This is a genomic window from Pedobacter miscanthi, assembly GCF_003315595.1.
GTDB classification, from domain to species: Bacteria; Bacteroidota; Bacteroidia; order Sphingobacteriales; family Sphingobacteriaceae; genus Pedobacter; species Pedobacter miscanthi.
The window spans coordinates 1-20695 of sequence record NZ_QNQU01000040.1 but is presented as its reverse complement, the minus strand read 5'-3'; the positions used below and the strand labels follow the sequence as shown (position 1 = coordinate 20695).

The following is a 20695-nucleotide window of genomic DNA, read 5'->3' as shown; positions in this document are numbered from 1 at the left end:
CTGTCGGCTGAGAAAGCCTGCCCACAATTGACGATCCATCAAAGAAATCCATGTTTCCGTGGCAAAAAAAAGCAAAAAAAAATCCCGATAACTTTCGCTATCGGGATTAAATTATTCAGTTAAAAAGAACTAGCCTTTTTTAGCTTTGCTTTCTTCGCCTTCTAATTGCGATTTCAATTGAGCCAATACGTCTAAGTCTCCTAAAGTAGATTTCTCTACAGAATCTTTAACTTTTTTAACCGCAGTTACAGCAGCTTTAGCTTCTTTTTTCTTAGCATTTCTTTCTTCTGCTACAGCTTCAGCTTTAACCTCTTCCCAGATACGGGCGTGAGAAACTACGATACGTTTTGCTTCTTTGTTGAATTCAATGATTTTGAAGTCATTGGTTTCTTCAGCTTTAACCGAAGTCCCATCTTCTTTAACCATGTGTTTAGTTGGTACGAAACCTTCTACACCATAAGGTAAAGCAATAACAGCACCTTTATCAGTTACTTTAACAACTGTACCCTGGTGAACCGAATCTAAAGTGAAGATCGTTTCGAAAGTATCCCAAGGGTTTTCTTCCAATTGTTTGTGACCTAAGCTTAATTTACGGTTATCAACATCAAGTTCTAAAACAACTACGTCTAATACATCACCAACTTTAGTGAATTCGTTAGGGTGGTTTACTTTTTTAGACCAAGATAAGTCAGAGATGTGGATTAAACCATCGATACCTTCTTCGATTTCAACAAAAACGCCGAAGTTAGTCATGTTTTTAACAGTTGCTTTGTGCTTGCTTCCAACTGGGAATTTAGCAGCAACTTCTTGCCATGGATCGTTAGATAATTGTTTAATACCTAAGCTCATTTTGCGCTCGTCTCTGTCTAAAGTTAAAACTTCAGCTTCGATCTCATCACCAACTTTTAAGAATTCCTGTGGATTTCTTAAGTTTTGCGACCAGCTCATTTCAGAAACGTGGATTAAACCTTCAACACCTGGGATGATTTCTAAGAAAGCACCGTAATCTGCAACAGTTACGATTTTTCCTTTTACTTTAGAACCAACTTGGATGTCGGTACTTAAATTCTCCCAAGGGTGTGGAGTTAATTGTTTTAAGCCTAAAGCGATACGTTTTTTCTCATCATCGAAATCTAAAACAACCACGTTGATTTTTTCATCTAATGATAATACTTCTTTTGGATGCTCTATGCGGCCCCAAGAAATATCAGTAATGTGAAGTAAACCATCAACACCACCTAAATCGATGAACACACCGAAATCAGTAATGTTTTTAACAGTACCTTCAAGTACCTGACCTTTTTCTAATTTAGAAACGATCTCTACTTTTTGGCTTTCTAAATCGTCTTCGATTAACACTTTATGAGAAACTACAACGTTTTTAAACTCATGGTTAATTTTAACAACTTTAAATTCCATTGTTTTACCCACGTATACATCGTAATCGCGGATAGGTTTAATATCAATTTGAGATCCTGGTAAGAAAGCCTCAACGCCCATGATATCAACAATTAAACCACCTTTAGTACGGCTCTTAACGAAACCGTTGATGATTCTATCATTTTCAAGAGCCTCGTTAATCGCTTCCCATGATCTTTGGGTTTTTGCTCTTTTGCGAGAAAGGATCAATTGACCGTTAGCATCTTCTGGTGCTTCAACGAAAACGTCAACTGAATCGCCGATTTTTAGATCCGGTGTATCACGGAATTCTGAAGTAGAAACTAAACCGTCTGATTTGAAACCTACGTTTAATACTACATCTTTGTTGTTGATTGAAACAACAATACCGCTGATGATCTCACCTTTAGTGATCTGATTGAATGTTCCGGCATACATATCTTCAAACTTTTTACGGTCTGCATCATTGTAATTACCAAAAACTTTTTCATCAGCATCCCAGTCGAAATCTTCGCTTGGTGTTGCTAATGATGATTTGATCGATTCGATCGAAACTGAATCAGCTTCTGATTCAATCGTTTCTTTTTCAGTCAGGCGTCCGCCTTCTCCCTGAAGTTCAGCTGTTTTTGCTGCTAATTCTTTTTCTGCTACTTGTTTTTTAGCCATTAATTAATTATCTCCTTTTTTCCCTATTTAGGGACTGCAAAGGTAAAAATATTTTAATTAATAGAAAAGATTTTTTTAATAAATGTTGCTGATTTTTAGCGTTTTATAATTCCCCTCCCATAGAGGGCCTGCTCCGATTCCTTCGGAGGGTGCCTGAAAGGCGGGGTGGTTATTTCAGTTTACCACATCTTTTTCCAAAATGTAGCTGTTTTATTTTAGAATTTAATCGCTTAGCTGCGCTAATTATTTGAAAATGAGCGCCCGTATTTCATCGGAAACATCAGCCCCGCTATCGCTTATAGTCCTCACTACGTTCCGGGCTATACTGCTCTATCGGGTTTAAAAACAAAGTTTGTATACAAATGCCCACCAAACGTTCTACCCAGGAGGCGTCCCGATGGGACGCGCCAATTAAGTTTATCACAATCGTTTATAATTTATTTGAATTGAAGGCCAGATTTAATTCATTGCATTCGTTTACCATTCATCCCGTGGGACGGATCACGGGTAGAACTAGGTTAAAGTTTATCACAATTGTTTATAATTGGTTTGAATGGAAGGTCAGATTTAAAATTTGCTGCATCGTTTATCATTCGTCCCGTCGGGACGGATCACGGGCAAAACGTTTGATGATTCTGGGATTATTTCTTCGTAAACGTTCCTCTCGTAAAACCTTCGCCAATTAACGTTTTATCATCCCTGATTAATAACATAATCGTGTTCTGTTGATCGTATAATTTAATCATATCGCCATCGATTACATATTTTGATGTGAAAATAGAATCTGTATAGGCATCGGTAACCGTTACCGAATCTTTCGATTTAAAGTTGAAGGTTTTATATTGGATATCTTCATTGCTGGCAAAAGTGCCCGAAACCATTTTTTCCTGTATAAACGTAATGAAGCAGAAATAACCGATTACAAGGATTACAATAACCGAAAAAGCGATCAAAAATTTATTTCCGCTACCATATTTTATTGAAAAGTAGAGTATGGTAATCAGGATTAAAGCAACCACTGCAAAAAAGATAATGTTGGTATAACTCTTATTTTCCTGAGGCACCGATGCGGCTACAGTTGTTTTTTCGGCAGCAGTTTTTACCGGCGAAACCCTCACCAAAAATTCTTTGCTTACCCATCCTTCGCCATTGGTAACCTTTATTTTGTAGAAACTCGTATTTGATGAATCGATAACCGCTACATTTTCATTTTTGGGTAAATGGCCAACAATTTTACTTTTCGGATCGGCTTTTTCCCTCACACGTAAATCGTCTGTTGTACTTCGGTATATATCATTGCTTGTTGCAGCAGGTGTTGTGGCCGGTTGCGGGGTATTGACCTGTGGAGTTGCCGGCTTAGCAGCCGGGACAATTTTTTCGAGGAAATCTTTACTTGCCCAACCTTCACCGTTTTTTAATTTCACCCTGTAAACTTTAGCATCAGTAGCATCTAAAACGGCAACGTTTTCATTTTTCGGAATGAAGCCGATAATCTTGCTTTTAGCATCTTTTGTTTCCCGCACCCGTAATTTGTCGGCCGTAACACGGTACATATCCTGTGCATTAATGTTGGTTGTAAAGATAGTGAGGGCGAAAAATAGGAATAAGATTCTAGTCATGTTGTTCTTTCTGGTAGATGCTTTAACAGAGCGTTAACTGCAAAAAATGGCATCAGATTTAAGATGTATTTGAGCCATTATGATGCCAAAAATAGAAATTCTTTTACTAATGGTTCCAGAAGAGGGAAAAGATTTTTGCACATTCTGCCGTGATCACCATATCCAGTATTAAATTGAAGATACTTTCTCATTCCGTTAAACCTACCAGCTTCCACCAGTACCACCACCGCTGCTGCTGCCACCACCCCAGCTACTGCCCGATGACGATGAAGAACTGCTGCCGCTGGATGAAGAAGAAGAAGATGAACTGGATCTGGTTAGCATGGCAAGAGTAATCCACTTTATAAATTCTGTTTTTTTGCAAAAACTACATTCATTAATCAGTTTGGCCTGTCCATCATGGCTGTAGGTTGCTGCCCTTATGGTTACACGTTTATTGAGTTGGTAGGTTCTAAAATAGCAATCCGGACATTCGGTATATTGATTATAGGCTTCAGCTGGCCAGGCTTTTATAATATGCTCTTTATGATCTGTACTTTCCCAGATATCGTAATCGTAAGCTTTTACCAGCTCTTCTATGCGTTGCCCCTTTGTTAAAAAAGGCTCGCCTTCCATGTTGATATCACGATCTACTCTGACCATTGGGTTGCTTTTACTGTCCAGAATTGGTTTGAAACGATCGATAGCCTTAACGCGCTTAATCAAATGGAGTATAATCGCAATTAAAATTATAGGAGAGAATAGAACTAACCACCAGTTTTTTTTATGGAAAGCGACAACAGAATCAAAAAAGTTTTTATCGTCATGGTGTGCCTTACGTAATGCCGAAATGTAGAAAAGATACCTGAAGAACAGTGCTATTGCTAAAACAGCGAAAAGAATATAAGGAACATGTGCCAGCCTGATGTTTTTGAAAAGATCAAAAGCCCCGGTAAAAACAAATACGAAGACAGAAACGAATGCAATGAAGAAAATCACCCCGCAACCTTTCGCTATGGTAGTATCAAAACTGTTGTTCTTATCAAAGGTTTTTTGATTTAAACCATTTTTAGCCTGCTTGTTTACGATTTTGAACACGCCAAAAAATGCCAGTAGGATAATTCCGGTTGGTAGCCAGAAATTCTCCAGCAAACTATTACTTTCATGTTGGGTAAAAAACTGGTTAAGTTCCGATTTATTCTCGGGTTTTAGAATTACCTCACCAATGGCATTAATGGTGTTTACAATGCCATTGGCAAAATTATTTTCCCTAAAAGCTGGGAGAAGTTCCTGTTCTGCAATATGTTTTAGCTTCACATCCGGCAAAACGCCCTCAGCACCCGTGCCCGTAATAAATCTGTATTTTCGTCGCTCCTTGGAGATAAACAATAGTAAACCATTGTTGCTCGTTTTAGAACCAATTCCCCAGGTATTAAACAGTTCGTACGCAAAATCAAAATCCTCCTTATCATGGTCGAAATCGTTAACCACAACCACTGAAACCTGAACATTCGTTTTACTTTCGAAATCTGCAATTGTACTGTTTAGTTCAGAAACCGCGCTGTTACCTAAAATACCATCGGGATCGCTTACATAACCTCCACCGTTTTTTTTGGGGTCGGGGATGTCTTTTACCTGATAAGCTTTTTGTGCAAATGTTAGGTTTACAGCAAAAAACAGTAAAAACAGGGTAATGGCTTTAAGTAAATGGGATTTGAGCATCGTAAATTAAGGTGTATGTGTTTAACTGCAACAATAACAACTTAAGTGCCAGTTTAATTTACTCTTTTAATATTTTTGCCAATACCTTGTCTAATTTTGGCTTATCTTTCATGTATGGTTCTAAATCGTAAAGCTGTACGGTTTTAAATTCAATCGGGTGACTCTCACTCTGTAGCGAAATATAACCTGAGGTTAGCGGTTTTCCATCTATTTTAACCTTCGGATCGAAATTGGAAACATTGCCGCCCCCAATTTGAGGTTTTGTATATTCTAATACCACCTCGCCTGCAATAATGTGTTTTACTACCGAATCGCCGAGTACTAAAAACTCTGCCGTTACCCATTGGTCGCCAGCATAAGTTTTCGATTTTGAATCTAAACAGTGTGGGGTAAACAATTTACCATTATAATTAATCAATGTTCCTGGTGTACAAACATTACTGGTGTGGCGTTCGTGTTCGCCGTCGCCACCTAAAATCTGCCCTTCAATAGAGATCGGGAAATCCTGGTTTTTTAACATTGTTGCCGGATCCTGGCAGTGCAACATGGCACCACTGTTACGCGTAGCCCAGCCTTCGCCACCTTTGGCCTGGTCGCCAACAAAACGGTAGGTTACTTTTAAAAGATATGCAGAGAAAGGTTTTTTATAGAAAATATGTCCGTATTGTTGGTCAAATTCTTTGTAACCATCGTAACTTACTTTCATTAGCCCGTTTTCTACACGGAAAGTATTAGCGTAATTTTCTTTGTAATCGTGTTTGGCAATTTTAATGTTCCAATCTTTTAAATCTTTTCCGTTAAACAGATTGATCCAGCCTTTTTGGGCATTGGCATTAAAAATAAAGAGAGATAATAATAAGGTAAGGTAAATTGATTTTAATTTCATAGCAACATTTGGGTTAGATGCTAAAAATATGAATTTTTTTTAGAAGTCAATGTGGATCGACTGAAGTCCTTAGGCTATTATCCTCTTAAGATATTAAGTTAAGCATCAGTTAACCCCTGAGCGCAGCCGAATGGTAAACAATTAGTCAGTTTGCAGTTTTCAATTGGTAGTTGGAAATTAACATTTTAGCAATCAGGTAATTATGCAAATAGAACGATTAACCGATTTAAACAATTAGTCAGTTTACAGTTTTCAATTGGCAGTTGGCAATTAACAATTTAGCAATCCAACAATCCGACAATTATGCAAATAGAACGATTAACCGATTTAAACAATTAACCAGTTAACCCAATTCACAAATCACCAATGACCAATAAACCAATGAACCATCAGCTAGTGTACCAAAAAAGGATTTACCTTTTCCAGAGCAAAATCCAGTTGTTCTTCCTGTGTAAGATCGGTATTGTCTAAAATAATCGCATCATCGGCCCTCACCAGCGGACTTTCTTTCCGTGTAGTATCGGCATAATCGCGGTGGGCAAGGTTTTCAAAAACTTCTTCCAGAGTAGTTTCGTTATTGCCTTTGCTTTCAAGCTCTTTAAACCTGCGTTCGGCCCTGATTTTCGGGTCGGCTGTCATGAAGAATTTTACAGGTGCATCAGGAAAAACAGTGGTGCCGATATCGCGGCCATCCATTACAATATTTTTCGATTTGCCCATGCGCTGTTGCTGTTTTACCATTTCATGGCGTACAATTTTATGCGCCGAAACTTCACTTACATTTTCAGAAACCGGCATCAAACGGATCTCGTCTGATACTTCCTCGCCGTTAAGGGTAATATGCGATTCGTAATCTCGCGAATGGAAATTTAGTTCGATGTGCTGTAAAGCGTCAACAACCTGGGCATCATCCCCAACATTGATATTATTTCTCAGGAAATATAGTGTAACGGCACGATACATCGCCCCGCTATCTACATAAATGAAACCTAATTTTTTAGCCAATGCCTTTGCTAATGTACTTTTTCCGCAAGATGAATAGCCATCTATCGCTATTACCAGGTTTTTCTTCATCGTAGTACAAAGGTAAAAAATAGAAACAGAATGCTGAATTTTTTTAGGGGTATAAAGATAGATTCTAAACAAGCTCATGCTAAAACATTGACCTGCTGCAGGTGTTTAGATATAAAATTAAATACGATTATGTTATTATCCGAAAAAATGCTGTCGGCACTGAATAACCAGGTTAAACTAGAAGCCGAATCCTCACAGGTATATCTGGCAATTGCTTCCTGGCTGGAAACCCAGCCCGGTTTAGAAGGTTATACCGAGTTTTTTTACCGCCAAAGTGATGAAGAACGCCATCACATGTTAAAACTGATCCACTATATTAACGACCGCGACGGCCATGCAATTGTAACGGCTTTGGAGATGCCTAAAAATTCGTTCGGACAGGTAATTGAGGTATTTCAGGATTTTTTGGATAATGAACTATTGGTATCTAAAAGCATCAATGACCTGGTAGAACTATCGCTAAACGAGAAAGATTACCTTACCTTTAAATTCCTGCAATGGTATTTAGACGAACAGTTGGAAGAAGAAAAAATGGCCAAAACCATGTTAGAGAAACTTCAGCTCGTTGGTAGCGATAGGGGAGGTATTTATCAGTTGGATAAAGATATTGTTGGTTTGCGCAGCAAGGTGAGCGAAACCAAAGAGGGGGAATAAGTTATTTTTATTATCCTCAAATGTTTACTTTTGCGGCATGTTGCCTACAAGAGAAGAAATTTTACGGTCTGTTACTTTCAAAACTTCCAGAAGCGGGGGCAAAGGTGGGCAGAATGTAAATAAGGTTTCGAGCAAGGTAGAACTTATTTTTGATCTCGAAACCGCAGTTTTTTTTAATGAAGATGAAAAAGCATTGTTGAGGAGCAGACTCGAAAACCGCCTGGATACTGATGGCTTGCTGCATATTATTTCACAGGAAGACAGAAGTCAGTTGTTAAATAAGGAAAAAACCATTGTAAAACTCATCGAACTATTAAAACGGTCGTTGCAGGTTCAGAAAAAGAGAAAAGCAACCAAAATTCCCAATGCCGTTATTCAGAAAAGGTTAAAAAATAAAGCCGTTAACGCCAATAGAAAAGAAAATCGCAAAAAACCGTCGATTGATTAAGACCTGATCTCAATTTTGGTTCCTATTTTTACGGAATCGTATAATTCATCAACTTCGCTATCAGTTAAAGCCATGCAGCCGTTGGTCCAATCTAAAAACCTTTGGAACTTTCCTATAAATCCCAATCTGTTCCTGAGTCCGTGTATTTTAATATCGCCACCAGGGTTTTTACCCAATAATTTGGCCTTTGCCATATCTTTTGCATTTGGATAGGATATGCCAAGGTTTTTATGATAACCGCTATTGGGGTTTTTTGCGTTAATGGTATAAATGCCTTCAGGCGTTTTTTCATCACCCTCATATTCTTTATGCCCAACAGGATTATCCCCTAATGAAATCTCATAGGTTTTAACCAGTTTTTGCTTGGAATAAGCCAATAATTGCCGATCAGATTTTTTTACGAGAATATAATCAATTTCCGTATGGAGAGGTAACTCCTTTTCGGGATACAAATTATAGATAATTGCACCAACAATGATGAGCGAAAGTATAAGAAGTATGGCTTTTTTCATGTTTTGTAGGGGAAGCGTTAGGCGGCTGGCGTTTAGCGGGTTGTTAATCCCCTGAGTGTAGTCGAAGGGTAAACAGTTAACCAATTAAACCTTTTTCCAGTTTCCAGTCGGCAATTTGCAGTTTACAATTAACCCTTTTTGCAATTTTCAGTTGGCAATTTGCAGTTTACAATTAACCAATTTAAACAGCATGCAATTTTCAGTTTACAGTTGGCAGTTAACAATTAACCGATTTACATAGTTACCAATTAACCCTTTTACAGTTTGCAGTTAACCAATTAACCTAAATCTTCCCAAACCTATAATACAAGCTCAAGCCACCATAATTCTGTGCTTTAGCCACACTTTTAACCTCTTTAGTTTTAAAAATCACATTAAAATCGGCAGTAAACCTTTTCGAGCTGTAATTTACGCCAAACTGTTGTTCATAAACAATTGGTTTTACCCCAAATGTTACCGGACTATTGTTGTTGAACAGACTGCCCTGTATAGTAGCATCGTAAGCCACAAAATTAAGCTGCGGTTTTATGTAAAATAAAAATTCTGAATTGTTCAGGCTTTTAGTTTTCGAATTTCCGATTACTGCATTATGGTAAGCACTGTTAAACAATTGATTTAATTTGCCAATCCTAAAAAGTGCAGATGCGCCTAAACCCGAAAAAGTTGTTCCCAAATTGGCATAACCCTGCGCGCTAATATCAACAATGGGATCTTCAGGACGGAAAAGTAATTTGCTATAATTTGCAGCAAGGTTTACAGCCACTTCATTTTTAATTTGGTAATCCCAGCCTGCAGGCGTGTAAAAACCAACGGTTTTATGCAGAAAACGCTGTGCATCCTGAGCCAATGAGTTTGGACCAACGGTTCCCAACTCAACACTGGTTTTTAAAACGCTTTCATTTTTATAGAAAACAGAATAGGCACCGCCGGCATACAAATATCCCGCAAAAGGCCTGTCCTGATCTTCTTTGTTAGGTACCTGGCCCCAATAAGGGGTATACATTTTTTGCCCTGCAGAAATTTCGAGAGTCTTTTTCTCTATTTTATCCGATAGTTTTTCGGTATTGAGTGCCCTGCGGAAATAAATAAATAAGCCGTTCGTATAATAGCGGTCGTTTAAAGTGGCCAGATAAGCATCGTTTTCGGTTTTAAAACCAAATTCGTTTTTAAACGATTGTGCAAAACCGGTTGAAACAACCAGGCAAAAAACTATGATCGATAAAATTGATTTCATAAAAAAGTCCCGATGGTTATCGGGACTATAAAAGTATTTATTGTAATTGGATTTTTGATGGTTAATCCAAATTTTTACCAATTAGTTTACAATCGGGGCAATTTTAATGCTTAAGTCTAAAGGTTTTTTAACCTTATTTTTGGTTAAGGCCAGATCAATTACTTCGCTCATTTCGGTTACATAATGGAATGTTAAATCTTTAATGTAACTTTCTTTAATCTCTAAAATATCTTTACGGTTGCTTTTGCAAAGGATAATTTCTTTAATATTAGCTCTTTTTGCCGCCAATATTTTTTCTTTGATACCGCCAACAGGAAGCACTTTTCCGCGTAGGGTAATTTCGCCTGTCATAGCCAGATGCTGTTTTACCTTACGTTGTGTAAACGCCGAAGTTAATGCCGTAAGCATGGTAACACCTGCCGAAGGACCATCTTTTGGTGTTGCACCTGCCGGAACGTGAACATGTACATCCCAGTTATCAAATAAGCTATAATCAATACCAAATTCGCCTGCGTGCGCACGTAAATATGCTAAGGCGATTACCGCCGATTCTTTCATCACATCACCCAGGTTACCGGTTAAGGTTAATTTCCCTTTACCGGGGCTTAAGCTCGATTCGATAAACAAAATGTCGCCACCAACACTTGTCCAGGCTAAACCCGTAACCACACCGGCAACTTCGTTACCCTCGTACAAATCCTTATCAAAAATTGGCGCACCTAAAATACGCTCAACATCATCATTGGTTAAATTTGCCTCGTAGGTTTCTTCCATCGCAATTTTTGTAGCCACACCACGTACCAAAGAACCAATTTTTTTCTCTAAACCACGTACACCTGATTCCCTGGTATAATCTTCGATCACTTTTTCAATCAGGGCAGGTTTAAGGGCAATATCTTTGGTTTGCAAACCATGATTTTCTTTCTGTTTTGGTAACAGGTATTTTTTGGCAATCTCTATTTTCTCTTCAATGGTATAGCCGTTAACTTCGATAATTTCCATACGATCCAATAAAGCAGGTTGTATGGTGCTTAAAGAGTTTGCGGTAGCAATAAACAGGATATTAGATAAATCGTAATCCATTTCTACATAATGATCGTAGAAAGCATTGTTTTGTTCAGGATCTAAAACTTCCAGCAAAGCCGATGATGGATCGCCACGGTGATCGGTACCTACTTTATCAATCTCATCTAGTACAAAAACAGGATTATCTGCTCCGGCTTTTTTAATGGATGAAATGATACGGCCAGGCATTGCACCAATATAGGTTTTACGGTGACCGCGGATTTCTGCTTCATCACGGATGCCACCCAGAGCCATACGTACATATTTGCGACCCAATGCCTTGGCGATTGATTTTCCTAAAGAGGTTTTACCCACTCCCGGAGGACCAACCAAACACAAAATCGGCGCTTTCATGTCGCGTTTTAGTTTCAGAACGGCGAGGTATTCGATAATACGCTGTTTTACTTTTTCTAAACCGAAATGGTCTTTATCCAGGATGCGCTGTGCTCTTTTCAGGTCGAAATTATCTTTGGTAAATTCGCTCCATGGTAAATCCAAAAGCAACTCGAGATAATTTAACTGTACTGAATAATCAGGGGCAGCAGGGTTCATGCGACCCAGTTTATCAAGCTCTTTGTCAAAATGATCGGCAACTGCCTGTGTCCATTTTTTCTTTTTTGCTTTTTCCTGTAAGGCATCAAATTCTAGATCGGCAGAATTACCGCCCAGTTCTTCCTGAATGGTTTTTAACTGCTGATTTAAGAAATAATCGCGTTGTTGCTTATCAAGATCGGTACGTACTTTAGACTGGATCTGGTTTCTTAATTCCAGCATCTGCAGTTCGACCATTAAAAGTTCCATTACTTTTTGCGCCCTGTCCTGCAGTTTATCCATTTCTAAGATATTCTGCTTATCGGCCATTTCGGCATTCATGTTTGATGAAATAAAATTGATCAAAAATGAGTTGCTCTCGATGTTTTTAAGGGCAATACTGGCTTCGCTAGGGATGTTGGGCGAAAGCTGGATAATCTGTGCCGACATCTCACGGATAGAGGCAATCAGTGTTTTAAAATCTTTATCAGCCTTATGTTTCTGCTCTTCGAATTTTTTTACAACCGCCTTAATGTATGGCTCATTCTGTACTTCTTCAATCAGGCTAAAACGTTGTTTACCCTGAATGATTACCGTAGTATTACCATCAGGCATTTGCAACAGTTTAATGATGTTTGCTACGGTACCAACGGTGTTAAGTTGCTCAAATGTAGGGTCTTCTATCGAAACATCCTTTTGGGATACCACCCCGATAATTTTATTTCCCTTGTAAGCTTCTTTAATTAATTTAATCGATTTGTCTCTTCCAACGGTAATGGGAATTACTACACCCGGAAATAAAACGGTGTTACGCAATGGCAATATGGCCAGCGTTTCGGGCGTTTCCTCATTGTTCATTTCCTCTTCGTCCTGCTGAGACATTAAGGGGAAAAATTCGGTATCTTCGTTGATGATTGGCATTGCTGACTGGAAATCAAATATATCTTGTTTACTCATTATCACATTTTCCGCTAACGACAAACTGGCAGTTTAATCGTATTCACTTTGTTTAATTATTGTATTAAGTTAATAAATTCAACTCTTGTGCCAAAGTGAAAATAGTATTAATCTTATGTTAAAAAGGCAGAGTAACATAAATATTTCCATCAGCATCATATAAAGCATATTTTAACGTTTAAGCTAATGTTTAGGGCAATTGGTTTTTAATGAAAGAAAATTAAAACTTTTAAATTATCAGAATAGGATTATATTGCAAAAAATTTCTCCTATAATGTTGATAGGCGTTAAATATGTTAAACTTATTACTCATACATGAACTATTTTAAAAAGGCTATTTTAGGACTCATTATTTTTTCATCTACCGGTAGTTTTGCACAGGGCAATTACGAAAGAAGTATGCAGGCCATGATGAAAGGGGATTACAAAACCGCTGCCATGCAACTGGAAAAAGCCGATGCTAAAACGCCTGATAATGCAAATGTTTTACAAATGCTTGGGTATTCTTATTTTCAGAACCGCGAATATGAGAAATGTATTGCAACCTATAGCCGTTTGTTAACAGTTAAACCAACTGAGGTTTCGGCCTATTATTACCGTGGTATTGCGAGGTTGAAAATTGCAAACGATCCTAAAGAATCGCTAAATACCATGCGCGAAAATTTTTATATGGCCTCTCTTAAAGATTTTACAAAAGCGATAGAAATTAACGGCGATGAAGATGCACAGATGTTCCAGAACCGCGGTTTAGCCTATAAAGATTATGCAATTTTTAAATCTTTTAAAGCAAAGAAAAAAGAAGAAAAAGCAGCTTGCGTAGCTTTATTTAATAATTCGATTGCAGATTTTCAGAAAGTCTTAACCCTGCAGCCACTAAGGAAAGATATTATTGATTGGGTAACGTATGATAAAGCACAGATTGCGAGTTTGAAATAATAAAATTAGCTGATATACATAATAAGAGAGTTCCTATGGCAGGTTGCTGTATATCAAAATAATCGTTTATAAACATTCATTCTTGATCGATCCGTCATGCTGAATTTATTTCAGCATCTTTTTAGCATAATAGACCCTGAAATAAATATAGGGTGACGACTTACTTCAATTAAAAAAGAAAAAGGGACCTGAATATTTCAAGTCCCTTTTTTTTATTTCAATTTTCCGATAACCGAATATCTTTTTTCATTAAGCAGCCTTATTTTTTGGTGCTTTTTGATCATATATAAACTATCAGGATAATATGTTAATGTATCCTGCGATTGATAGAGAATATTTTTGTTATCAATGATAATTTCTATTCTATCTACTTTCTGACCGCTCTGCATCACTGAAATCTTTTTGATTGGTATTTTTTTACTGTCGGAAGTATAAATATCAGCTCCATCTTGTTTGGTTGCTTTAAAACTTCCTTTCCAGGATGTTTTATTGATATCGGCATTCACAAAAATGGTCAGTTCTTTGGTCCAGTCGGTAATTTTGGCCGTTTTATTTTCCGCAACACCATTTATACTTACGGTTTTATCCACCTCAGGGTTTAAATGCTGCAAACGTGAAATTTCTTTCCCGAAATAGCCCTTAACATCGAAATAGGTTAAACTGGTAGTTGCTTCAGCTTCTTTTTGCTGATTGCATGAAAATAATGCCAAAGCAAATACCAGAATAGAGATTTTTTTGATCATTATACTAAAACGTTTCCTGTCATTTCTGCCGGAATATCAACACCTAAAATTCTTAAAACAGTAGGGGCAATGTCGCCTAATTTTCCGTCAGCGATGGTTTTGTAATCTTTATCGATTAAAATACATGGAACCAGGTTGGTGGTATGTGCAGTATTTACAGATCCATCGGCATTAACCATAAATTCGGAGTTACCATGATCGGCCAAAAGGATAAATGAATAACCATGTTCCAAACCTTTGGTTACCACTTCTTCCGCGCATTTATCAGCTGTTTCTACCGCTTTAACTACGGCTTCAAAAACACCGGTATGACCAACCATGTCCGGATTGGCAAAGTTTAAACAGATAAAATCAGCCCATCCTGTTTCCATTTCTTTGGTAATGGCTTCAGTAATACCTGCAGCACTCATTTCAGGCTGAAGATCGTAAGTAGCTACTTTTGGAGACGGAATTAAAAGACGTTTTTCGTTTGCAAATTCGGCCTCTCTTCCGCCGGAGAAAAAGAAAGTTACATGTGGATATTTCTCAGTTTCGGCAATACGGATCTGGTTTTTATTGTTATTGGCCAGCACTTCCCCAATGGTTTTGGTTAAATCATCCTTGGTGAAAATCACATTTATCTTTTCAAAACTCTCATCATAGGTAGTCATGGTAACATAATACAACGGCAGTTTATGCATTTGCTGCTCGGGGAAATCTTTCTGGGTTAGGGCAGTGGTAATTTCACGACCTCTATCCGTACGGAAATTGAAACAGATTACCACATCATCATTTTGGATGGTAGCAACCGGGGCACCATTATCCTGTGTTAATACCACCGGTTTTAAAAACTCGTCAGTAACACCATCTGCATACGATTTTTTAATCGCGCCCAAAGCATCCTGTGTTTTTTCACCCACACCGTTTACCATTACATCATAAGCCTGTTTTACGCGTTCCCAACGGTTATCACGGTCCATTGCATAATAACGGCCAATCATGGTAGCCAGTTTGGCATTGGTATTTTGAATGTGGTTTTCAAGATCAGTAATAAAGCCCAAACCAGAATTTGGATCGGTATCGCGGCCATCTAAAAAGGCATGAACAAAGGTGTTGGGTACGTTTGCCTCGTTGGCGGCATCGCATAAAGCTTTTAAATGCTCGATGTGTGCATGTACACCACCGTTTGATACGAGACCTATAAAGTGTACAGCTTTGTTGTTTTGTTTAGCATAATCGAATGCATTTACCAGAATCGGGTTACTATGCAGTTCCCTGTCGGTGATTGATTTATTGATCCTTCCAAGTTCCTGGTAAACCACACGGCCGGCACCTAGATTCATGTGTCCAACTTCAGAGTTACCCATTTGTCCGGCAGGCAGGCCCACTGCTTCGCCCGAAGCTTCAAGCTTAGAATTTGGGTATTTTTGTAATAACGAATCGAAAAATGGAGTGTTGGCAGCATAAGCAGCATCAGAATTGTCTTGTTTTCCGTAGCCCCAACCATCAAGGATTATCAGCGCGAGTTTTTTATCGTTTACCATCTTTATTGTAAAATTTATTGATACACATTAAAACATTTTCACATATAACATGTTTTAGTGTTTTGTTTATATGGCAAATATAACTTTATTGAAGCTTATACAAATTAAGAAATCCTTTTTTTGATGCGCTAATGGCATAATTTTAGCTATAGGGTTCTGTATAAAATACAGAAATGATCCGGAGCTTATTTTTATTCATTATTAGTTTGTCGTCATTATATAGTTCTACGGCCTTCCAGGCTGATATTATTGATGATTTATCCTCGTATTTTAAGGCTGGCAACGCAAAAGAGATTGCCAAAAATTTTGCTTCCACCATCGAACTGATCATGGTTGATGAAGAAGATGTATACTCAAAAGCACAGGGTGAACAAATTTTGAGAGATTTTTTTGTGAAACATCCACCGGTAAAAACAAGTATTTTTCATAAAATTAATACCAATCCAAACTATCGTTTCGGCGTAATTATATTAAGTACTGCCAAAGAAACTTTCAGGGTTTCGATCACGATGAAAAAATTTAACACCAGCTTTTCGATTACCGAATTAAGAATTGAGCCTGCAAAAGACTAAGTAAATTGCCAGCTAACAAATAATTCTTATTTTTGCGGCATAAAGCCTACGTTTTGGATACTCAACTTATACATCAATTCATAAAAAATGCCCTTACCGAAGATGTTGGTGATGGCGATCATACCTCACTTTCTACCATCCCGGCAGCAACGCAGGGAAAAGCAAAACTGATTATTAAAGAAGATGGTATTTTAGCTGGTATTGAACTGGCTATCGAGATTTTTAAAGAAGTTGATACCGGTTTAAAAGTTGATGTACTATTACAGGATGGTGCAGAAGTAAAGTTTGGCGATATCGCCTTAACTGTTTCCGGAAGCACACATTCCATTTTAATAGCCGAACGTTTGGTTTTAAATTGCATGCAGCGCATGAGCGGTATTGCAACTACTACCCACCGTATTGTATCGCTGTTAAAAAATACCAAGACTAAAATTTTAGATACCCGTAAAACTACTCCCGGACTCCGTTATCTGGAAAAATGGGCGGTAAGAATTGGTGGTGGCGTAAATCATCGTATCGGGTTATATGATATGATCCTGATTAAAGATAACCATGTTGATTATGCCGGAGGAATTGCCAATGCGATTACTGCTGCTCAAAAATATCTTGCCGATCAGCATAAAAACCTGGAGATCGAAATTGAAGTTCGGAATCTGGAAGAACTTAAACAGGTTTTGGCCATTGGTGGTGTAAACCGCATTATGCTCGATAATTTTAGTTTCGAAAACCTTAGGGCTGCTGTTGCGTTGATCGATGGTAAATTTACCACTGAAGCATCAGGGGGAATTACCGAAGCAAATGTTGCAGAATATGCAGCTTGTGGGGTAGATTTTATCTCAATGGGTGCGCTTACACACTCTGTGAAAAGCCTGGATATGAGTTTAAAAGCATACTAAAGTGATTTGCTATAAAATTAAAAGCTTATTTTTTGTATCATTGTAGGCTATGGTTACGGTTTATTCTCTCAGCGCGCTATTAATTGCTTACCTTTTTGGATCTATACCAACAGCTGTATGGCTTGGTCAGGCCTTTTATGGCGTTGATGTAAGAGAATACGGAAGTGGTAACGCCGGCGCAACCAATACCTTCAGGGTGCTGGGTAAAAAAGCCGGAATTGCCGTAATGATCATCGATATTGCAAAAGGTTATACCGCCACTAACCTGGCTTATTTAATCGGCATGTCGGTAACCGGGCCACAAAATTCAGTTGTTTTTGTTAATTATCAGCTTGCCCTTGGTGTAACCGCAGTTATGGGGCACTTATTTCCTGTTTTTGCTGGTTTTAGGGGTGGAAAGGGTGTTGCTACCCTTTTTGGAATGATTTTAGCAGTTAATTTCGAAGCATCTATGCTTTGCGTTCTGGTTTTCGTGGTGGTGTTGTTATTAACCAAATATGTTTCATTAAGCTCCATTTGTGCGGGTTTTACTTTTCCGCTCAGTGTAGTGTTCCTGTTTCAGGTTTCCATCAAATCGGAAGTGCTTTATGGCATGGTGGTTTGTATTTTAATCCTGGTAACACATCAAAAAAACCTCGAAAGATTGCTGAAAGGCAAAGAATCCAAAGTGTATTTGTTTAGGAAGAAAACTAATTAATTAACAAAACACATTTCATTAAAACTTATTGATAGGCGCACTGTTTAATCTTCGGTTTGCTTATTGGTATTACTAATCATTTAAAATCGTATTTATGAAAAAGTTATTTTTGGCAGCAAGTGTTGCTGGGATTTTATTATTTAACTCATGTTCTACCGTTCCTTTAACAGGTCGTAGTCGATTTGATCTGGTAAGTAACGATCAGGTTTTGCCAATGGCATTTCAGGCTTACAGCACTTTTTTAACAGAAAATAAATCAACCGTTTTACCGGCCTCAAATGCACAGGCGTTAAAGGTAAAAACGATTGGAAGCCGTTTAATTACCGCTGTAAAATCGTACATGAACAGCAATAATTACGGTAATTTAATTGCAGATTATCAATGGGAAGTGAATGTGGTGCAAAACAATGAAAAAAATGCATGGTGTATGCCAGGAGGAAAAATTGTGGTTTACACAGGTATTTTACCTGTAACGCAGGATGATGCCGGTTTAGCAACGGTAATGGGCCACGAGATTGCACATGCCATTGCAGGTCACTCGGCTGAGCGTATGTCGCAGGAAATGGTGGCGCAGGGTATTGGTGCTGCAGCTGGTGTAGCTTTATCTAAAAACCCGAAAACACAATCTATTTTTAACACCCTATATGGTGTAGGTACGCCAGTGGCGATGTTGAAATTTAGCCGTAACCAGGAGTTGGAGGCTGATCGTTTAGGTTTAATTTTTATGGCCATGGCAGGATATAACCCACAAAATGCTACCGCATTCTGGAACAGGATGTCGGCATCTTCTGCAGGTGCACAAAAACCAGCTGAATTTTTAAGTACACACCCAAGTGATGAAACACGTATAGCACAGATTCAAAAATATTTGCCTGAGGCGCAACAGTATTATAAGAAATAAGGTAGAAGGCTGGAAGGTAGAAAGGTGGAAGGTTTTGCATGGTGCAGATACTTTCCACCTTTTGTTTTTATATCTGTTCGTTACCCTCAAAATACCGTCATTTCGAGCGGAGTGAAACGAAGTCGAGAAATCTATCTCGAGATAGATCTCTCCGCTCACTACCGATGTAAAATCGGTACAGGTCGCGTTTCGGTCGAGATGACGCTACTAATTCTAGTCTTAGCGTCTCGCTAAGACTGTTCATTTAATTATAGCTAAAAGTATTATCTTGATCGTAGCGAGACGCTACGACGAGAAAGAGTGGTCCAATGAACCAATTAACCTTCAAGCACCTTCAAAATTGCACTGGCTTTCAACAAACATTCCTCATACTCAGCAGCTGCGTTGCTTTGATAGGTAATAGCACCGCCAACCTGAAAGGACAAGTACTTCGATTCTGAATTATATAAAATGCTCCTGATGATTACGTTGAAATCAAAATCGCCATCAGGACTGATGCAGCCAAATGAACCTGAATAAATGCCCCTTTTGCTCACTTCATATTCTTCTATCAGTTTCATGGCCTTAACTTTTGGAGCTCCGGTCATAGAACCCATTGGGAAGGCATTTTTAATGGCATCGATAAAATGGATCTCTGGGTTTAGTTCACAGCTAATGGTCGAAATCATCTGGTGCACCTGAGGGAAGCTATAAATCCCAAACAACTCCTCAACCTTTACAGAACCTTTAACAGCCGATTTAGTGAGATCGTGGCGCACTAAATCAACAATCATTACATTTTCGGCCTGCTCTTTAACATCGTTCTTTAGCTGCAATTTTATAACTTCATCTTCTGCAGGATCAAAACTTCTTTTTGCGGTGCCTTTTATCGGTTGCGAAATCAATTTTTGGCCACGTTTGCATAAAAACCTTTCGGGGGTTGCGGATAAAATATATTGATTGTAAATTTTAAAATATCCGGCAAATGGGGTAGGAGAAACCGCATTAAGCAACTCGAAAGTTTGAACAGGATTTATTGCTGCATTTTCGGCAAAAAACTCCTGACAGAAATTAACTTCATAAATATCGCCCCTTAAAATATGATCTCTCAACGTTTCTACTTTGTCAATATATTGCGCTTTTGATAATTTTTGCGATAGCTGTACAGCAGTTGCTTTCTCTTTTTTCTGTACCTGAAAAGATTCGATTTCTGCTAAAATATTTTTATCACCAATCAAAACTTCAGCTTTACCCTCTTTAAAAGCAATTAAATATTCTGGAACGAAAAAGTATAAGTCTGGAAATGCTAAGCCATCAGGATTATTCGATTGCAGATCTTCGATCTCATTTTTTAAATCGTAGCTAAAAAAGCCAAAGATCCACTGTTTATGTACTGTATAAAAGCTTTTTAGCTGATTAAAGGCATTACCAGCTGCGCATTTTAATTCGTGATTTACACTGGCTGCAATGATAAAATCATAAGCCGAATAGGTATCTTTATAATGATTCGAGTCAAGAAAGCAGCATACTTCAAACTGGTTGGCCCAGTGCAGTGCTTTTTGTTTAAAATCGGATATTTTTTGCGGGGTTTTCAAGCTGCCGCAAAGGTAAAAATAGAGATGATAATTGTAAGAAATTAATTTTTATCTTTTGATAACTTATGGGGCTGACCAAAAAGGTAGATTACTAATTTGGTCAGCCTC

General features: G+C 38.1%; 18 protein-coding genes. 7 read left to right on the top strand and 11 right to left on the bottom strand.

The window, feature by feature from the left end; translation table 11 throughout:
- Positions 1-129 precede the first annotated feature (129 nt).
- The 5 genes from rpsA to cmk all read right to left on the bottom strand — a co-directional run bounded on the left by rpsA (position 130) and on the right by cmk (position 7344).
- Complete coding sequence (gene rpsA, locus DRW42_RS27095; protein WP_055906480.1) at positions 130-2064, bottom strand: 30S ribosomal protein S1; 1935 nt, start codon at positions 2062-2064, stop codon at positions 130-132.
- A gap of 641 nt (positions 2065-2705) precedes the next feature.
- Positions 2706-3683, bottom strand: a complete 978-nt coding sequence (locus DRW42_RS27090) for an SH3 domain-containing protein (protein WP_113951988.1) — start codon at positions 3681-3683, stop codon at positions 2706-2708.
- A gap of 201 nt (positions 3684-3884) precedes the next feature.
- Entirely contained in the window at positions 3885-5384 is a 1500-nt protein-coding gene (locus DRW42_RS27085) for a TPM domain-containing protein (RefSeq protein ID WP_113951987.1), read from the bottom strand.
- A 58-nt stretch (positions 5385-5442) separates the two neighbouring features.
- Complete coding sequence (locus DRW42_RS27080) at positions 5443-6270, bottom strand: 3-keto-disaccharide hydrolase (protein WP_113951986.1); 828 nt, start codon at positions 6268-6270, stop codon at positions 5443-5445.
- Positions 6271-6663: 393 nt separating this feature from the next.
- The gene (gene cmk / locus DRW42_RS27075; protein WP_113951985.1) at positions 6664-7344 is read right to left on the bottom strand and encodes a (d)CMP kinase; all 681 of its coding nucleotides are present in this window, start codon (positions 7342-7344) and stop codon (positions 6664-6666) included.
- 129 nt (positions 7345-7473) lie between these two features.
- On the opposite strand from cmk, the gene DRW42_RS27070 reads away from it, so the two are divergent.
- Entirely contained in the window at positions 7474-7998 is a 525-nt protein-coding gene (locus tag DRW42_RS27070; RefSeq protein WP_113951996.1) for a ferritin, read from the top strand.
- A gap of 37 nt (positions 7999-8035) precedes the next feature.
- Entirely contained in the window at positions 8036-8446 is a 411-nt protein-coding gene (gene arfB / locus DRW42_RS27065) for an alternative ribosome rescue aminoacyl-tRNA hydrolase ArfB (RefSeq protein WP_113951984.1), read from the top strand.
- Here the strand turns inward: arfB and DRW42_RS27060 are convergent.
- The 3 genes from DRW42_RS27060 to lon all read right to left on the bottom strand — a co-directional run bounded on the left by DRW42_RS27060 (position 8443) and on the right by lon (position 12745).
- Positions 8443-8958 (bottom strand): L,D-transpeptidase family protein, encoded by a 516-nt coding sequence (locus tag DRW42_RS27060; RefSeq protein ID WP_113951983.1) that lies wholly within the window; start codon positions 8956-8958, stop codon positions 8443-8445. The two genes, arfB and DRW42_RS27060, sit on opposite strands and share 4 nt — an antisense overlap.
- Before the next feature lie 283 nt (positions 8959-9241).
- Positions 9242-10192 (bottom strand): lipid A deacylase LpxR family protein, encoded by a 951-nt coding sequence (locus DRW42_RS27055; protein ID WP_113951982.1) that lies wholly within the window; start codon positions 10190-10192, stop codon positions 9242-9244.
- A gap of 81 nt (positions 10193-10273) precedes the next feature.
- Positions 10274-12745 (bottom strand): endopeptidase La, encoded by a 2472-nt coding sequence (lon, locus tag DRW42_RS27050; RefSeq protein ID WP_113951981.1) that lies wholly within the window; start codon positions 12743-12745, stop codon positions 10274-10276.
- Positions 12746-13060: 315 nt separating this feature from the next.
- Between lon and DRW42_RS27045 the strand changes: the two genes are divergently transcribed.
- Positions 13061-13681, top strand: coding sequence for a tetratricopeptide repeat protein (locus DRW42_RS27045; RefSeq protein WP_113951980.1), 621 nt, complete (start codon positions 13061-13063; stop codon positions 13679-13681).
- A gap of 212 nt (positions 13682-13893) precedes the next feature.
- Here DRW42_RS27045 and DRW42_RS27040 read toward each other — a convergent pair whose 3' ends face one another.
- Together DRW42_RS27040 and gpmI are read right to left on the bottom strand one after the other, a co-directional pair.
- The gene (locus DRW42_RS27040; protein ID WP_113951979.1) at positions 13894-14424 is read right to left on the bottom strand and encodes a hypothetical protein; all 531 of its coding nucleotides are present in this window, start codon (positions 14422-14424) and stop codon (positions 13894-13896) included.
- Complete coding sequence (gene gpmI, locus DRW42_RS27035; RefSeq protein WP_113951978.1) at positions 14424-15947, bottom strand: 2,3-bisphosphoglycerate-independent phosphoglycerate mutase; 1524 nt, start codon at positions 15945-15947, stop codon at positions 14424-14426. The genes DRW42_RS27040 and gpmI overlap by 1 nt, the downstream gene beginning before the upstream one ends.
- A 173-nt stretch (positions 15948-16120) precedes the next feature.
- Here gpmI and DRW42_RS27030 point away from each other — a divergent pair, with 173 nt between their 5' ends.
- The 4 genes from DRW42_RS27030 to DRW42_RS27015 all read left to right on the top strand — a co-directional run bounded on the left by DRW42_RS27030 (position 16121) and on the right by DRW42_RS27015 (position 19013).
- Complete coding sequence (locus tag DRW42_RS27030; protein WP_113951977.1) at positions 16121-16519, top strand: DUF4783 domain-containing protein; 399 nt, start codon at positions 16121-16123, stop codon at positions 16517-16519.
- A 53-nt stretch (positions 16520-16572) separates the two neighbouring features.
- Entirely contained in the window at positions 16573-17415 is an 843-nt protein-coding gene (gene nadC, locus DRW42_RS27025) for a carboxylating nicotinate-nucleotide diphosphorylase (RefSeq protein ID WP_113951976.1), read from the top strand.
- Positions 17416-17464: 49 nt separating this feature from the next.
- Entirely contained in the window at positions 17465-18112 is a 648-nt protein-coding gene (gene plsY, locus DRW42_RS27020) for a glycerol-3-phosphate 1-O-acyltransferase PlsY (protein WP_029279402.1), read from the top strand.
- Positions 18113-18206: 94 nt separating this feature from the next.
- Complete coding sequence (locus DRW42_RS27015; protein ID WP_113951975.1) at positions 18207-19013, top strand: M48 family metallopeptidase; 807 nt, start codon at positions 18207-18209, stop codon at positions 19011-19013.
- A gap of 317 nt (positions 19014-19330) precedes the next feature.
- Here the strand turns inward: DRW42_RS27015 and DRW42_RS27010 are convergent, their stop codons facing one another.
- Positions 19331-20587, bottom strand: coding sequence for an anthranilate synthase component I family protein (locus DRW42_RS27010; protein ID WP_113951974.1), 1257 nt, complete (start codon positions 20585-20587; stop codon positions 19331-19333).
- Between the last annotated feature and the right edge of the window lie 108 nt (positions 20588-20695).

What these genes read in the sequence shown, in the direction of transcription:
- DRW42_RS27080 (WP_113951986.1), bottom strand. Translation starts at nt 6,270, where the DNA reads ATGAAATTAAAATCAATTTACCTTACCTTATTATTATCTCTCTTTATT.
- rpsA (WP_055906480.1), bottom strand. Translation starts at nt 2,064, where the DNA reads ATGGCTAAAAAACAAGTAGCAGAAAAAGAATTAGCAGCAAAAACAGCT.
- DRW42_RS27015 (WP_113951975.1), top strand. Translation starts at nt 18,207, where the DNA reads ATGAAAAAGTTATTTTTGGCAGCAAGTGTTGCTGGGATTTTATTATTT.
- DRW42_RS27055 (WP_113951982.1), bottom strand. Translation starts at nt 10,192, where the DNA reads ATGAAATCAATTTTATCGATCATAGTTTTTTGCCTGGTTGTTTCAACC.
- DRW42_RS27060 (WP_113951983.1), bottom strand. Translation starts at nt 8,958, where the DNA reads ATGAAAAAAGCCATACTTCTTATACTTTCGCTCATCATTGTTGGTGCA.
- lon (WP_113951981.1), bottom strand. Translation starts at nt 12,745, where the DNA reads ATGAGTAAACAAGATATATTTGATTTCCAGTCAGCAATGCCAATCATC.
- DRW42_RS27090 (WP_113951988.1), bottom strand. Translation starts at nt 3,683, where the DNA reads ATGACTAGAATCTTATTCCTATTTTTCGCCCTCACTATCTTTACAACC.
- cmk (WP_113951985.1), bottom strand. Translation starts at nt 7,344, where the DNA reads ATGAAGAAAAACCTGGTAATAGCGATAGATGGCTATTCATCTTGCGGA.
- DRW42_RS27045 (WP_113951980.1), top strand. Translation starts at nt 13,061, where the DNA reads ATGAACTATTTTAAAAAGGCTATTTTAGGACTCATTATTTTTTCATCT.
- DRW42_RS27040 (WP_113951979.1), bottom strand. Translation starts at nt 14,424, where the DNA reads ATGATCAAAAAAATCTCTATTCTGGTATTTGCTTTGGCATTATTTTCA.
- DRW42_RS27030 (WP_113951977.1), top strand. Translation starts at nt 16,121, where the DNA reads ATGATCCGGAGCTTATTTTTATTCATTATTAGTTTGTCGTCATTATAT.
- DRW42_RS27070 (WP_113951996.1), top strand. Translation starts at nt 7,474, where the DNA reads ATGTTATTATCCGAAAAAATGCTGTCGGCACTGAATAACCAGGTTAAA.
- gpmI (WP_113951978.1), bottom strand. Translation starts at nt 15,947, where the DNA reads ATGGTAAACGATAAAAAACTCGCGCTGATAATCCTTGATGGTTGGGGC.
- plsY (WP_029279402.1), top strand. Translation starts at nt 17,465, where the DNA reads ATGGTTACGGTTTATTCTCTCAGCGCGCTATTAATTGCTTACCTTTTT.
- arfB (WP_113951984.1), top strand. Translation starts at nt 8,036, where the DNA reads ATGTTGCCTACAAGAGAAGAAATTTTACGGTCTGTTACTTTCAAAACT.
- DRW42_RS27085 (WP_113951987.1), bottom strand. Translation starts at nt 5,384, where the DNA reads ATGCTCAAATCCCATTTACTTAAAGCCATTACCCTGTTTTTACTGTTT.